This window comes from Paraburkholderia sp. RL17-381-BIF-C (genome assembly GCF_046026435.1).
Lineage (GTDB): Bacteria > Pseudomonadota > Gammaproteobacteria > Burkholderiales > Burkholderiaceae > Paraburkholderia.
In genome coordinates this window covers 216988-231772 of sequence record NZ_JARESX010000001.1, presented here as the reverse complement: position 1 = coordinate 231772, position 14785 = coordinate 216988, and the positions used below count along the sequence as shown (strand labels likewise).

The 14785-nt window shown below is 61.4% G+C and carries 13 protein-coding genes, 1 tRNA gene and 1 riboswitch; of the genes, 5 read left to right on the top strand and 9 right to left on the bottom strand.

Annotation, left to right across the window (positions count from 1 at the left end; genetic code table 11):
• Positions 1-103: 103 nt before the first annotated feature.
• Complete coding sequence (locus P0D70_RS01095) at positions 104-1009, bottom strand: c-type cytochrome (protein ID WP_408181672.1); 906 nt, start codon at positions 1007-1009, stop codon at positions 104-106.
• A gap of 275 nt (positions 1010-1284) precedes the next feature.
• Between P0D70_RS01095 and P0D70_RS01090 the strand changes: the two genes are divergently transcribed.
• The 3 genes from P0D70_RS01090 to P0D70_RS01080 all read left to right on the top strand — a co-directional run bounded on the left by P0D70_RS01090 (position 1285) and on the right by P0D70_RS01080 (position 3723).
• Positions 1285-1360 (top strand) — tRNA-Arg (locus P0D70_RS01090).
• A 397-nt stretch (positions 1361-1757) separates the two neighbouring features.
• Positions 1758-2279, top strand: a complete 522-nt coding sequence (locus P0D70_RS01085; protein ID WP_091797910.1) for an outer membrane protein — start codon at positions 1758-1760, stop codon at positions 2277-2279.
• 161 nt (positions 2280-2440) lie between these two features.
• Positions 2441-2616: riboswitch (yybP-ykoY riboswitch) on the top strand.
• A 96-nt stretch (positions 2617-2712) separates the two neighbouring features.
• Positions 2713-3723 carry a sodium:calcium antiporter gene (locus tag P0D70_RS01080; RefSeq protein ID WP_091797913.1) on the top strand — a complete coding sequence of 337 codons (1011 nt, stop codon included), beginning with the start codon at positions 2713-2715 and terminating at the stop codon, positions 3721-3723.
• Between the two features lie 81 nt (positions 3724-3804).
• On the opposite strand, the gene P0D70_RS01075 is transcribed toward P0D70_RS01080, so the two are convergent.
• Positions 3805-4872, bottom strand: a complete 1068-nt coding sequence (locus P0D70_RS01075) for an HAD family hydrolase (RefSeq protein ID WP_408181669.1) — start codon at positions 4870-4872, stop codon at positions 3805-3807.
• A gap of 586 nt (positions 4873-5458) precedes the next feature.
• Between P0D70_RS01075 and P0D70_RS01070 the strand changes: the two genes are divergently transcribed.
• Both P0D70_RS01070 and P0D70_RS01065 read left to right on the top strand, forming a co-directional pair.
• Positions 5459-6154 (top strand): DUF1214 domain-containing protein, encoded by a 696-nt coding sequence (locus P0D70_RS01070; protein WP_408181667.1) that lies wholly within the window; start codon positions 5459-5461, stop codon positions 6152-6154.
• On the top strand, positions 6141-7115 hold the full coding sequence (locus P0D70_RS01065; protein WP_408181665.1) for a SphA family protein: 975 nt from the start codon (positions 6141-6143) through the stop codon (positions 7113-7115). The genes P0D70_RS01070 and P0D70_RS01065 overlap by 14 nt, the downstream gene beginning before the upstream one ends.
• Before the next feature lie 232 nt (positions 7116-7347).
• On the opposite strand, the gene P0D70_RS01060 is transcribed toward P0D70_RS01065, so the two are convergent.
• The 7 genes from P0D70_RS01060 to P0D70_RS01030 are packed head-to-tail and all read right to left on the bottom strand — an operon-like array spanning position 7348 to position 14637.
• Complete coding sequence (locus P0D70_RS01060; RefSeq protein WP_408181663.1) at positions 7348-8085, bottom strand: class I SAM-dependent methyltransferase; 738 nt, start codon at positions 8083-8085, stop codon at positions 7348-7350.
• 4 nt (positions 8086-8089) lie between these two features.
• Positions 8090-8875: a phytanoyl-CoA dioxygenase family protein gene (locus P0D70_RS01055; protein WP_408181661.1), complete on the bottom strand. Its 786-nt coding sequence runs from the start codon at positions 8873-8875 to the stop codon at positions 8090-8092.
• Positions 8876-8908: 33 nt separating this feature from the next.
• Entirely contained in the window at positions 8909-9433 is a 525-nt protein-coding gene (locus P0D70_RS01050; RefSeq protein WP_408181658.1) for a GNAT family N-acetyltransferase, read from the bottom strand.
• A complete protein-coding gene (locus P0D70_RS01045; protein ID WP_408181655.1) occupies positions 9430-10407 on the bottom strand; it encodes a hypothetical protein in 978 nt (325 codons plus the stop codon). The genes P0D70_RS01050 and P0D70_RS01045 overlap by 4 nt, the downstream gene beginning before the upstream one ends.
• Complete coding sequence (locus P0D70_RS01040; protein ID WP_408181653.1) at positions 10404-11102, bottom strand: WbqC family protein; 699 nt, start codon at positions 11100-11102, stop codon at positions 10404-10406. Before P0D70_RS01040 ends, P0D70_RS01045 begins: the two co-directional genes overlap by 4 nt.
• 5 nt (positions 11103-11107) lie before the next feature.
• Positions 11108-12253 carry a dTDP-4-amino-4,6-dideoxy-D-glucose aminotransferase VioA gene (vioA, locus tag P0D70_RS01035; protein ID WP_408181651.1) on the bottom strand — a complete coding sequence of 382 codons (1146 nt, stop codon included), beginning with the start codon at positions 12251-12253 and terminating at the stop codon, positions 11108-11110.
• Positions 12250-14637, bottom strand: coding sequence for an O-linked N-acetylglucosamine transferase family protein (locus tag P0D70_RS01030; RefSeq protein ID WP_408181649.1), 2388 nt, complete (start codon positions 14635-14637; stop codon positions 12250-12252). Before P0D70_RS01030 ends, vioA begins: the two co-directional genes overlap by 4 nt.
• Positions 14638-14785 lie beyond the last annotated feature (148 nt).

Here is a 14785-nt window from a genome sequence, read left to right as displayed (position 1 = left end):
GGCACCTGGGTAGCGCGCTTCAGCGATGGCCGATAAAAAAATCCCTGCACCGCGTCACCGTGGGCAGGGATTTTTTACGACCTGGCAGACGCCGTCGTTCGTCTTACTTCACCGCGCTGACCATGTAGTCGACGGCGGCCTTCACGTCCGCGTCCGAGGCATTCGAGCCGCCTTTCGCGGGCATCGCGCCCTTGCCGTGCAGCGCGTAGTTATAGACCGTGTCCATGGGTTCTTTCAGACGTGGCGCCCAGGCGTCCTTGTCGCCGTACTTCGGTGCGTTCAGTACGCCTGCCGCGTGACAGGCCTGACAGACTTGCTGATACAACGCCTTGCCGGCTTGCGAGGCATCCGCGCTTTGCGTGCCGCCTGCTGCCGGTGCGGCCGCTTGCGGCACGCTGGCCATCGCGGCCATGGCCGCGGCGGCTTGGGCCGCGCCTGCGTCAGAAGCGCCGGCCGGAGCCGCTGCTGCTGCTGCTGCTGCACCGGATGCCGCCGCGGCGCCTGCCGCCGGCTGAGCCGGTTCAGGGAAGCTCGCGCCGGAGTTGTTCGCCATATAGGTGACAGCGCGTGCGATTTCGAAGTCGCTGTAGTCGTCCGGGCTGGTGCCGCCGCGCGGCGGCATTGCGCCTTTGCCGGCGAGCGCCGTGTGCAGCAGCGTGTCGAAGCCCTGCGCGATGCGCGGCGCCCAGTCGGCGGTATTGGTGAATTTCGGCGCGCCCGCCGCACCCGATGCGTGGCAAGCGGAGCAAACGGCTTTGTAGACTTCTTCGCCGGTCTTGTAGACGCGCGGCGCATTGGCGTCGCGAATGTCGACCTGGGCGAATGGCTTGATGCGGGCGGTGACCTCGGCTTCGGAGAGAGAGTCGGTGCCGGCGCCGGTGCGCGTCGAGTTATCGACGTAGACGGCCAGCAGCACGATGATGACGATCGGTACCGCAAAACTGGCAATGATCGCAGCGACGAGCTGCCCGGGGGTTTTGATCGGGGCTCCGTGTGGTGCTTCGCTCATGCTTGTCTCGTCTCCGTGGGTATGTGAGCGGTACAGCGTGACGGCAACTTCTTGTTCTCAAATCAGCCACGGACGATTATAGACGCAAGATTTCGACGGCGGCGAGGGGCGCGGCGAGCTGTTCAGCAGGCGTTTACCCGCATCGCGAGGGTCGGCCGGAAGGCGCCGGGTGCCGCCATTCAGGCCCTCCGGTGGACGGTATGGCTGAAACCGGGTATCCTTTCGGTCTCGCTTTGGCGTCGCATCCATTCCGGTTGCCGCGCTTTCGTGGTGAAGCGCCCGTAGCTCAATGGATAGAGTACTGCCCTCCGAAGGCAGGGGTTGCTGGTTCGATCCCAGCCGGGCGCACCATAAAGAGTCGATCTCGATCAAGGGCTTGCGCTGTGTGCGCCAAGCCCTTTTTGTTTTTCCACCGTCTTGCGATGTCTTCCGGGCGCCGCAATCCCGCCGATAAGCCGCACATAAGCCACAGATACGCTCACTGCCGGCCGTCCACGATCTCATCCGCGTCGACAGAATTATCCCAAGATCTCTGTAGCTTACTGTTCGTCAATTCAGATTCAGACATATAAACGTCCGTCTTCTGAAATTTCCAATTGCCCCAGCCTATCCGTTTAATTAGCATGCGTTGACCATCCAAATCGTATAACGCGTGGATGTTCCATAAGCGGTAATTCAACAATCGCTTCCCTAATTAATAAAGGCATTGCGAAGCCATCCGCGCGCCCATTGTTTTATTTTGCAGGTCATGTACAAAATAGCCCGGTTGATTTTAATCGCATCGATCACGATGCTATCCAATCTCGTGCACGCGCAATCGGTTCCGCCTGTCACGGTGGCAAGCCAATTTGCCGGTCCCTATCTGGGCTTCAAGGTGGGTGTGAATAATTCCGATGCTTCCGGCGTCATCAACAAGCCATCGCACACTACGGTTTTTCCGGGTTTCACGGCTGGATATAACTTCGACGTCGAACGGTTCATAGTGGGCGCCGAGGCTTTTGCTGATTTACATCACGGCTCGACAACCTATAAAGACGCCGGAATCGATGCGAAATTCGGCATGCCGTTCAACCAGATTCTGCCTTATGTCCGCATTGGGTTTACTGGCGACGATCCGGACACGCGCTTCCATTGGGGTTTGGGTGTCGAATATAAATTTGCCAAACACGTAAGCGCGGTAGGCGAATGGACAACCGACACCGGCAATTGCGACGGCACAAAAAGAACGAATAACAGTTTCACAATCGGACTGCAGTATCACTTCAATTAACCCGTTCGGCTCGTGGCCGGGCGGCAAATCCATCGAACATCGCATTTCCTGCGCTCTTGCCGCAAAGCCGCGCCGAACGAGCGAGGCTCCGAGGTGCCGCGCCACGCCACCCCCCCTCTCGCTGCAACAAGGTTGTTGAAAGCGTCCCCTGCCGTTAGAATCCCCCGGTCACTGGGGAGTAGCCTTCCTTCATCCATTGAAGGAGAGCGCGTCAACATACTTGGCCTTTCGGTCATGGCGCGTTCGACCGGGTCGGTTTGGCGAGACCATTGACGTACTGCCTCGTTCTGGTCGGACGGGTGGCGGTGCGTCATTGGTTTGTCATCTACGTCCGACCGCGGAGTTGTCCCGTGATACCTCGTTTTGCCCTGCCAGTCTTCCCGCTTGGCCGTCCGCCGCGCCGCTGCCTCTCCATGCTTGAAGGGAAACGCGCATGACCAGTCTCCTGCTCGAACTCGCAGTCATGCTGGTCGTCATTCTGCTGGCGGCCGAACTCTTCACCAACGCGCTCGAGCACCTGGGCGAACGTCTCAAGATTTCCGAAGGCGTGACAGGTTCGCTGTTCGCCGCCGTCGGCACCGCTCTGCCCGAGACTCTCGTGCCGTTGCTGGCGATCGCCGGCGGCACGACTGATAGTGCGGTCAATCAGGAGATCGGCGTCGGCGCAATTCTCGGCGCGCCGCTAATGCTTTCCACCCTCTCCACTTTTCTGATGACGCTCGCGATCCTCGGCTCGCGCGGCGCTAGCGGCTGGGTCGCGCCGGAGCGCTCGGGCTTCACGCGCGACCTCAACTATTTCCTATGCGCGTTCGTGCTGGCCGCCGCGGCGATGTACGTGCCGCACGAGCGGATGCTCGTGCGCGCGCTCTTCAGCGTGGCGCTGGTCGGCGTGTATGTCACCTATGTGGTGATGACCTTCCGCGCGTCGAATGATCTGGTCGATGCCGGTCACGGCACCGAAGCGCCGGGCAAGATGCTGATCTCGCGCCTCGGCGTGCCGACCAACATGGCCACGATCGTGGTGCAGCTGGCGCTGGCCGTCGCGTTGCTGGTGTGGGGCGCGGAGGGCTTCATCCACGGGGTGCGCGGCGTCTCGCAGGCGCTCGGCGTGTCGCCGCTGCTGCTCTCGCTGCTGATCATTCCGATCGCCACCGAACTGCCGGAGAAGGTCAACAGCATTCTGTGGATTCGCCGCGGCAAAGACACGCTGGCGTTCGGCAATATCACCGGTGCAATGGTGTTCCAGGGCACCTTGCTGCCCGCGATCGGCATTCTGCTGACACCATGGACGCCGCGCATCGAAGTGGTGACCGGCATCGTGATCACGCTCGCCGCGGCGGCATGGCTGCGCATCAATGTGCGCGAGCGCGGCGTGCCGGTATGGGCGTTGCTGGTTTGCGGGGTGCTGTACGTCACGTATCTGGCCATTACGCTGACGCGCTAGCCGCGCGGCTCAATGCGTCAACGAGCGGCAGGTGAAGCAATCAGGAAAGGCCGCGCACCGGCGGCTTTTCTCGCTTCACGCTCAATGGGCCGGCGCGCTCGCTGCTGCTGATGTCGTTGCGCTGGCGGGCTTGAACACGGTGTTCCAGTCGTCTTTCATGTCGACGACGAGCCAGCCCTTTGCGCCGGCCTCGTCGAGACCCTTGTCGAGCTTGCCACTCTTCGACGCGCGGTCATACTGGTATTCGCGTTCCGCATCCGTGTGATGCACGAGCGCGGCAAGGCGCGGGCCGTCACCTGCCGAAGTCCATTCGAGCATCGGCGCGTCGCCATCCGCGTTACCGAACGCGATCACCGGACGTCGGCCGATCACGCGATCGATGGCAAGCGGTTTGGCCGCGCCGTCGACCAGCGTGTCGACTTGCGCGAGGCGCGTCAGCGAAATTGCGCCGTTGGTCTGGCTGTACCGGTATTTGACGGTGCTGCCGATCACCTGCTCCGGCGGAATGCCATACATGCGCTGAGCCACCTCGCGGACGAACTCGACATCGCCGCCCGTCACCAGATAAGTTTTGAAGCCGTTCGCGCGCAGATAGGCAAGCAATTCGAGCATGGGCTGATACGCGAGATCGGCATAAGGACGGTTGAAGCGCGGGTCGCTCGATGAATCGAACCATTCGTGCACGAGCGCGGCGAACTGTTCGCTCGTCATGCCTGCGTGCGCCGTGGCCAGTAGCCGCATCGAGCCGGCGTCGCCGCTTGCCGCCACATTCCTGAGGTTGCCTTTGAGGATCGAGCGGAACGGCTCCTGGCGCTTCCACTCCGGATGCCGTCCGGCCAACGTCTTCACACGTTGCAGCGCGAACACCAGTTGCACGGAGGCCGGCTGCTCGGGCCACAGTGTGCCGTCGTTATCGAACACGGCAATACGGTCGGCGCGCGGGATGAAGTCCTTGGACTCCGGTGTCGTCACGAGCGTGACGAAATCGACGATCGAGCGCTTGGCCCTGGTGTCGTTCCATGATGCCAACGTCGCGGCCGTCGCTGCGCCGGCCTGCGATTCGCCGTTATCCTGGCGCGGCGTGACGGAGCAAGCGGAGAGAAGTACGACGGTGAAGGCAATGCAGTACCGGTGCAGCGAGCGAATCATGAAAGCCTCATCGAAAACGGTGGGTCGAATCTGGAGCGAGCGCCAGTCTAATGGGCTAAGGCGCTTATTGCAGCCCTTGCGAGATTTTTTCGGCGGGACAGCGGAGCCCGCTCCTCCCGTACGAATATCCATTGAATAAATCAGCAAGCCGGACGACTCCCCGCTTCGCCTAGCCCTTCGGCTGCGTTACAAATTTATCTCTGAAATTGCCGGAAACGTTGCTAGTATTGCCAACGATGCCAGCGTGGTGATTCGTCCACTTTCCGCATGCTTCGTTTGATGCGGCGTTTCTCGTTTTCAAGGAGCGCTCATGCAAGCCCTGTATTCCGTCGCACTGCCATTCCCAATTGTTCGAGTGACATAGCATGCTTTATCCGCGTGGATTGGCATCTGCTTGCCGATTTCTCGGCCGCATGAACACGCGCGAAATAATGAATTCGATTTAAATCGGACACGCGAAAGCCACCACGCCTCTGAAACGGTTTCGCGTAGGCAAAGGCAGGCGCTCGGCGATAAGAGCGCCCATAGACGAGGCCCGATAATGGGTTATAGGTGCGTGTTTGGGGAGGATACGGTATGCGCGTTCGTGTCCGTGTTCTCGCCGGTCGGCATGCGGGCCGATTCGAGCGAACGTAAGAAGACGAACCTTGACGGTCTAAGCGATGTCTTGCCGGGGAATCGCCGTACGATCAGGAGCGGCGCTGTCTTTGACATCGACCAGCGTATCCAAACGCTGATAGAGAAGTCGAACAGCTTTGTCAACAGCGTGAGAAAGACAAACTGTTTTTATTCGGACACCGACGCATCGGGCCCATTTCGCGACGGCGGCGGGCGCTACACTGCGAGCTTCCATGGAGATCGGCCGCCGTCTGAGAAAGGCACCCGGTCGCTGACGTTATACAACTGGCATTACTTTTCTTCACTCAACGCACATAACCGCTACGCGCCCCGGCAAGCCGATCAAAAACTCGAATTTCAACGCAAACGGCCTGCTCTCGCTCCACGTGCGAGACGCGAGGCCCGCGAAGACAGTTTCGCCAATGCGTCGCCGGTGCCGGCTGTTGCGAAGTTCTCCCTGTACTTGCGCGCCTACGGGTCGCGGCAAGCCATGCTCGATGAAAACTGGACGCCGCCGTCAATCGCGTGCGAAGGCCGACACAAGGCCGACACAAGGTCGCACCCGCGCGCGTGCGGCTTGGCGACGCAGACGGTGCGGATGCGGTTCGGCTGGAGTGAGAATGCCGAACTTCTATTTGATGAGGACGATCATGAGTCAACCTAACCGTTTCTTCGCGACGAGGCAGCTCGTCACCCGGCTGTGCAAAGGCGCGCTTCTGACCACTGCCGGTGTGAGTCTCTGCCAAACGGCGTGGGCGACTGAAGGCGGTATAGGCCGGCCCATTACCGGCATGCAGGTGACGCCGTACGGCGGTGTCGTGCCGCCCACCAACGACTGGATCGTGTCCGCCGCCACGATCTATTACGAAGGGTCGCTAGGCGCGAGCAAATCGATTCCGATCGCCGGGCAGGTCACGGCCGGCGTCAACGCGACGGCCGAGTACACCATCCTCGCTGCGGTCAAGACGTGGGGTATCACCGTGGGTGGCTGGAACTTCGCGTCCTCGTTCGGCGTGCCGGTCCAGTACACCGACATCTCGTCGTTCCATGGCCGCTTGCCGAACGACCACGGCACGCAATTCGCCGATTTCTTCTTCACGCCGGTCATCGCCGGTTATCACTTAACGAAGACAGACCATGTCGCGCTGAGCGTGCAGATCTATGCGCCGACTGGCGCATACAACCCCAACCGGCTGGCCAATGCCGGGCAGAACACGTGGACCTTCACGCCGACGATCGCCTATACGAAGCTGCTTCCGAAAGAGAACATCGAATTGTCGTTGAACTATGGTCTCGAGTTCTACACACCCAATAACGACACCCACTATCACAACGCGCCGGTCAGCGTGCTCGATCTACTTGCGCTCAAGCGCTTCAGCAATGGCTGGGGCGTCGGCGTGGTGGGCGGCTACATTCAGCAGATCGGCAATGACAGCGGCGGTATCGCAGACCTCGTCGGCGGCAGCCAGGGGCATTCCGTCGGCCTCGGGCCGATGGTCACGTGGTCGGGCAAGATCCAGAAAACCCCCGTGTCGGCGGCCCTGCGGTGGGTCAATGAGTTCAACACGAGCAACCGGCCGAAGGGCAATGCGGTACAACTGTCGGTCAACGCGACTTTTCAGTGACGCGCGCGGTGAGTCGAGCGTGAGACGTGAGTTGCCGGAAGCGTTGCGCCCGTCGCTTGCTTGAATGGCAAGGAAAGACTGTGTGGTCGCTTGGGGGCCGCGATGCGTCCGCTTCCGCCGTAACATCTATCGGCAAGAGCGCGGCTATGACGGCCGGCGGCCGCGCGGCAGCGCACCACCGAAGATCGGGCCGCCGGCTCAGGCAGACGCAAACTGGACTCTAGCGTCCCGATCAGCGCTCCATCTCGCGCTGGCATATTGCGTACACGCTCGAGCACAAATCAGGATAAACGCGGCCCAACTCGAAACAGCCGTCCAGATACGCTCGGGAGATAATGCCGGCCTGCAATGCCGCATCGATCTGGAAGTTGGCGAGACCCTTGAAAAACACGCCGCCTTCAGTCACCGGGCGCAGGTTCGCCGCACGCAGATCGGCCCGCAGCGTATCGATCGAATAGGTTACCCGGTGTCCATGTGCGGCTTCCGCCGGCGTCACGGCGGCGTGATGGTCGATCAGTCCCATGTTGACCGCGATCTGCCGGGAGCCGGCGCGCGCGTTCGGCGCGGCCACGAACAGCCGGCCACCCTCGGATAACCAGCCACCAATCCGCCTCAGCACTTCAACCGGATGATCGAGGTGTTCGAGCGTATGGATGAGGAAAATATTGTCATAGCGTCGCGACGGTTCGAAAGTCTCGAACGTCGAGTGATGGAAGCTGGCGGCGCCTTGGGTCTTATCCGACGCAATGGCGATACAGTCCGCCGATGCTTCGACCACTTCCACTGAATCGAAGCGCTTCGTCAGAAGGCGCGTGAAGTTGCCTTCGAAGCATCCCAGTTCAAGCGCGTTATCGCCGGCGAGGAACGGCTCGAACGTCCGAAGCATGTACTCATGCATCAGGTAGTCGAAGTCGTAAGCGTAGCGATGTTCCGGATGATCTTTTGCTTCCGCGTTGTAGTCTCTGCTCATGTCGTCAATCCTGTCCGCGTTGATAGAACCGCTGCTCCACCGGCACGTAAAACTCATCGAGCGACTCCGGCACCCGGGCGTTGAAGCCGAGCACCTGGCGCATCCATGCATTGCAGCGGTCGAGGTTGCGGTAGCCGAACAGCCGCGCGTAATCGAGCTGTGGCTTGAAGAATGGGCTGGTGAAAGTCAGTGTCAGCGCACGCCGCGGCGCGTCGGTGGTATTGCGTCCGGTGGCATGCCACATGCGCGAATCGAACAGCAGAACCGAGCCGCGCTCGCCGGTCGCACGCGCGGCCTGAGCGTAGAAATGCTCGTCGGTAGGCTGCTGCTGGATGTTTTGCGAGTGCGAGAGAACATGCGTTGCGCCGTTCTCGAGCGTGAAATCGTCGAGCATCACCAACGCGTTCACCATGAAGCGCCGCGTGTCGGAGCCGAAGCGAATGTCGCGATGCACGTTCTGCACGTACGAGCGCGAGTCGCGTTCGTTGATCACGCCGCCGTACGAATTCAGGATGAAGTTGCCTTCAAAGTAACCTTTGAAAACCGGCTCCAGCGCCGAGAGTTCCGCGAGCAATTCGACGTAGCACGGGTCATCCATCAACAGATGATGCAAGGTGCCGGCGCTGTTTTCCAGCACGCCGTTGCGTCGTCGGATTGCGTCGCGCAGCGCGAGCGAAGGGCCCAGCGCCTGGACCAGCGAATCGAGCAATTCGCTGCGTATCAGGCAAGGAAGCACGGTCCAGCCTGCCGTTGCAAGTGCGGTGTGGTGGTGAGCGTCAATCGTGTTCATGGGTGGAGCAAGACAACGGCAAAAGGGAAGGGCTCAGCGCCGATCGTCAGCCAGGATGGCCATCGGAATGACGTCGAGATAGCGGCCGCCTTTGAAGGCGGCCTGGCGCAGCAGACCTTCGGCACGAAAGCCCACTTTCTCGTAAAGCGCGATGGCGCGCGCATTGGATGCGAGCACGGTCAACGAAATGCGGTTGAGATTGAGGTCGCCGAACGCGTGGTCGAGCGTCTGACGCGTCGCGGCCTCGCCGATGCCACGGCCGCGTGCCGTTTCCGCGCCGATCTGAATCGAGAACTCCGCGCTGCGGTTCACCCAGTCGATGCCCAGCAGGTATGTCACGCCCACCACGGCCTGGGTCGAGGCGAGACACACGGCGAGACGCACGTTGCCCGCGCGGGAACCGAGGTAACTATCGAACCATTTGTTGTCGATCTCGGCGCCCACATAGCGGAAGGCGCCGCCCAGCAGGCTGACCAATGCCTTGTCGGCGCGCCATGCATTGATTGTCGGCAGATCGCCGCGCTCGATTTCGCGCAGGAATATCGTGTTGTCGCTCATGCGAGCCGGTCCAGTAAGTGTTGCACGATCGGCTCGAGATCGTAGCGTGTGAGGCGCTGATCGCACGGCACGCAAAGCGTCGAACCCGGGAGATCGCGTTCGAAGTCCGGCGCGCCTTTGGCGTCCGCCACGTCCGGCCAGTAGGTGGGTGTATAGATGCGCTGCGCACGAAGCGCTTCGCGTGCGCTGGTGGGCGCGTCGAACAACGGATAGCAGAGCGGCACCGTCTGTTCGTCGTAGCGAAACGTGAAGCGGTTGTAGCGCTGCAGCTTCTCGTGCAGGAAGGCGAAATTTTCGACTCGCCGTGCCCTGACACTGTCGTAGTCGATGCTGGCGAGTAACCGCTCGGTCAATGTCGACATCCGCAACGGCTCTTGTTGCTTCAGACTTTCTTCGGCCGCCGCGTAGTCGGCGTAGCCTGCTTCCGCATCTTTCGCGAGCCGGGTCAGCAGATGCCCGCAGCGCAGCAATGAGCCTTCGTCAAACGCTGCCGGCATGTCGACCGGCTGCTGCGTGACGAGATAGCCGCCGTCCGGCACGCCGAGAAATTTTCGCGGCGAATACAGTGTGGCGAGACAATCGGCGGGCCGCGCGAACAACGCCTGCGCATTGTCGATCAGCACGCGTTCGCGCGGAAACCGGCTGAGCACGTCGTCGACCTGGCGAGCGCACAGTCCGAAGTAGTTGACGTAGACGAGCCACTCGCCGTGCGCGAGGTCGGCAGACTGCACGCGCAAGTCGGCATCGAGCCGATAGCGTTTGACCGGCGTGCCGGTCATGCGCAGCGGTTCGATCATCGCATCGCAGACGTACCAGGGCATCCAGACGGCAGTCGGTCGCCCCGCGCGAAGCAGCGCAAGAAACGCGGCGCGCGACGACTGAAAGCGCAGTGCGTTGCCGTGAAGCGACGCGTCGACTCGCGGCAGTTCGAGTTCGAAATAGCCGCCGATTGCACGCGATTCGCGAGCCGTCATGCGTTCACCTCGACGCACAGCATATCTCTCACGCTGTTTTTGCTATTGAACATCAGGACGTCGAGAATGGATAAGGCCGGGTGAAATGCGTCATCGAACTGTGCGTACGGGCTCAGGTTCGGCTCGATGAAGGCAAGCTCCACGCCGCGAGCCGAAAATGCGTTGCTATCGTAAAGCGCTCGACCGCCCGGCAGGTTCACATAGGTAGCCGCCTGCTCTCGCGCGCAGATGTCCAGGACCCGCTCAGTACCTTTGAGTTGCGCATTGCCGTATTTCGTCGACGACGGGACGAACTCGGTATCGATCTCGAGGTATTTGCAGATTTCCATCACGGTGTGCGAGGCGAGCAGCGAAACCGGCGCGAGCGGCTCCGCCAGAATCCGTCCGATCAACGCGCTTACCTGCGGGTAGTGAGGCGCTTTGGCATAGGCATGACGAATCGATTCAAGCAGCTTGCGTAGCCAGCGCTCGCGCGGCTCGACCAGCACCTCGTTGATCTTCAGCATAGGGCTCGCGCCGCTGAGCGGCACGGTGAGATAACGCACCTGGTCGCCCTGCAGCATACGGTTGCGGTTGATCCAGCCGTTCTTGATGAAGTTCACGTCGTCGTAAAAGACGAACTTGTCGACAGCCGCTGCCAGCTGAAAATACCCGATATACGGGAGCAGGTAGGGCTGCATGATCGCGAGCTTCATGGCTTTCAGGTATCCGCGATGATCCCGATGATGCGATCGAGCATGTCGTCGGTCAGCGCCGGGAAAATCGGCAGACACAGTACCTGTTGTGCAGCGGCATGCGCGACCGGCAGATTGTCCTGACGCGCCGAAGGCAGGCCGCGATAAATCGGAAAGTCCGAGATCAGCGGATAGAAATAGCGGCGCGCGTAGATGTTCTGGTCGCGGAACTTCTGATACAGCGCATCCCGGCTGATCGGATACTCCGGGCCGACGAGAATCGGAAAGTACGAATGGTTCGCGACTTTCTGGCCTTCTTTGGGCAGGCAGCGGATACCGCGCACGTCGCGCAGCCGTTCGCGATAGATTGCGTCGATCCGCGCGCGCCGCGCCAGCGCTTCGTCGATGTGCTGCAATTGCAGCAACCCGAACGCGGCGTTGATTTCGCTCATCTTGCCGTTGATGCCGGACGCAACTACAGTCACCTCATCGACGAATCCAAAGTTCTTCAGATGGTCGATGCGCTGTTTGGTCTTGGCGTCCTGGCAAATGATCGCGCCACCTTCGAAGGTATTGAAGACCTTCGTCGCGTGGAAGCTCAGCACGGCAAGGTCGCCGTGTTCGAGCACACTGCCGGTTTCGGTCTGCACGCCGAAAGCATGGGCCGCGTCGTAAATCACCTTCAGATTGTAGTTGTCGGCGATCTTCTGGATCGCCTCGACGTCGCACGGCTTGCCGTAGCAATGCACCGGCATGATCGCGGTGGTCTGCGGCGTGATCGCGGCCTCGATCTTGGCGGGATCGAGATTGAGCGTATGCGGATCGACGTCGGCGAATACCGGTTTGATGCCGTTCCAGACCAGCGAGTGGGCGGTTGCCACGAACGAATAGGGCGTCGTGATCACCTCGCCGGTCACGCGCAGCGCCTGCAGCGCGGTGAGCAGCGCCAGCGTGCCGTTGGTGAACAGCGCAAGATGACGCACGCCGAGGTACTTGCACAGCGCCTCTTCGAACTGCTGGTGAAATGGGCCGGCATTGGTGAGGATTTTGCTGTCCCAGATCTGTTGAAGATAGGGGATGAATTCTTCAAGCGGCGCGAGGTGCGGCTGGGTAACGTAAATGCGCTCGTCGATCTGCGGCTCGATGGCCCCAAGCGGTAAGGCTGCGTTCACTTGTTGTCCCCTGTCTTGGACGGCGCGGCGGCGTCGTCGGTGGCGGCGGTAGCTTCTTCTGCCGTTACTTCGAACGCGACGGGCGGTTGGTCGTCGCACCAGCGTTGCCACATGATTCGCAATGCGCGCGACAAGCCCGCGGCGACGACTTCAGGCCGGAATGCCGCCGAGGCCATGCAGCGCTCGCGCAAACCGGTGCGCAGTGCGGCGAGCGCCTCGATATCCGACGACAGCGCGACGCCCTTGGCGACGAAGTCCGCCTTATCGGTGGCGAGATACTGTTGCAGGCCGACGTGCGACATCCAGGTGGCGCCGGCGCGGCTCGGCAACGTGTCGCCTGCAATCGTCAAGGTCGGCACGCCCATCCACAGGGAATTCAGCACGGTGGTCGAACCCGTGTACGGGAACGTGTCGAGGCAGATATCGACGTGAAAATGCTGCTGCAGATAGACCGGAATGCTCGAGCGGCGGCGGAACATCAGACGCTCGCGCGAGATGCCTGCTTTGTCGAACCAGTCGAGGAGCAATTGTTCGTCCTCGTCGGTTGCAATCGCGCCCAGCAACATTCGCGACGACGGTTGCGCGTTCAGCAATTCCGCCCAGAGGGCGATCACGTCGGGGCGCAGTTTGTTGAGGCGGTTGAAGCTGCCGAACGTCACGTAGCCGTTGTGCATGGCCGGCAGGATGTTGACCGGCGGGGCGCTTTTTTCTGGCAGGAAAGGCGCATTCGCGGGCAAATGGACGATCTTCTCGGAGAACATGCGCTCCGGCTCGCCGAACGGCACACCGAACCGGTCCACGAGGTAATAGTCCATCGCGCTCAGGCCGGTCGTGGCAGGGTAGCCGAGCCAGCTGACCTGGATCGGCGCGGGCTTGCGCGCGAACGTGAGAAGACGATTGCGGCCCGTGTGGCCGGACAGGTCGAACAGAATGTCGATTCTGTCGCCGCGGATCCGGTTGGCCAGGTGCGCGTCCGGCATGCCGGTGACCTGGTGCCATTCGTGGGCGCACTTGCGCAGCAAATGGGTGTAGTCGTCTTCCAGGATGTGGTTGTTGTACACATGAAGCGAGACGCTGGCGTCGGTCGCGAGACGCTCCATGATCGGCAACAGATACGAGGCGACGGCGTGACGGAACAGGTCACCGGAAACGAGGCCGATCTTCAGCTTGCGATTCGGCGTGCGCTTGTTCACATGACGCGGCCACTGCGAACGCACCGGCGCTTCGTGCTGTTGGGCGAACTTGACGTGTTCGGCGAACAGCGTGTCCTGCTTGACTTCAGGATTGTGGGCGAGCGAAAACAGATAGTTGTCCGCCGCGATCGGGTCTTTCGGGTCTTTCTCCAGCGCGACGTGAAAGCTTTTCTCCGCTTCGCTCACCGTGCCCAGATCGAGCTGCAACACGCCCAGTGTGTTGTACATGCCGGACGTGTCCGGCGCCAGTTCGATCGCGCGCCGGGCCGCAGCCAGACCTTCGGCCACTCGTCCCTGGTGAACCAGCGACATGCCGTAGATCCGTTGCGCTTCGGCGTAGGCCGGGTTGATCGCGATGATCGCGCGGCAGACTTCTTCGGCGTCCTTGTGCAAGCCTTTCAGTCGCAGCGTATCCGCGAGGACGGCGCGACTCTCCAGCTCTTCGGGCAGGAGTTCGGCAGCCTTGCGCAGCGGGATGAGCGCGTCGTCGTAACGGCCCAGACGATGCAACGCAATCCCGAACCAGCGCCACGCGTTGCCGTCGGCGGGGAAGCGCTGGGTGAGCGTGCGAGCCAGTTTGACGGCGTCGGCGATCTGGCCTTTGTTGTAGAGCGACGTGAATCGCGAGGTTTCCTGCTGGCTTACGCGCCGTCCGGCTGCGATCGTGGACTTGCCGGCATCTGCGGTTGCTTCTGCGCCTTCGCTATTTGTTGGAGCGGCCGCGCTGCCGGCTGACTGCGGGTTCTGGGCTGCCACGGGCTGCGTCAGGACGATCTTGCCGGGATTCGCCATCCGCACGATCAGGCCGTCCACCGCCGGGCCCTTCAGTCCTTGCTTCTGCGCCATTTCCAGCGCGAGCCACGCGGCGGCGGTTTCACCGGCGTCGATCAACGCGCTGATATAAGCCGTCCAATACTGACCGTTTTGCGGTTGCTGACCTAGCGCCAGTTCGAAGCGGGGCAATGCGTCTTTGGGGCGGTCCGTTTGAACGAGCAGCACGCCAAGGTCGTAAAGCGCGTCCGAGTGCTGCGGTTTGGCGTCGAGGATCGCCAGATAGAGCGCTTCGGCATCGTCGAATTCGCCCTTGTGGTGGTGCTCCAGCGCCGTTTGCAAAACGAGTGCGATGTCGTGCTCGAGCTGTTGTTCGGGCGTCAAGGGGTCAGCTGTCGGCTGCTCGTACAGGAGAGTCATGGTCTCAGCGCAGAATGGTCTATGACGGAAATTGTGCGACGGAGAGGGCGTTTCCGATGCTCGGAGATGACGGTAAAAAGGCCGCCTGTTTAGCGTATGGAGAGGGGGGCGGAAAGCCGGAAGACCAGCGGGGAAAAAGAAAAAAGCC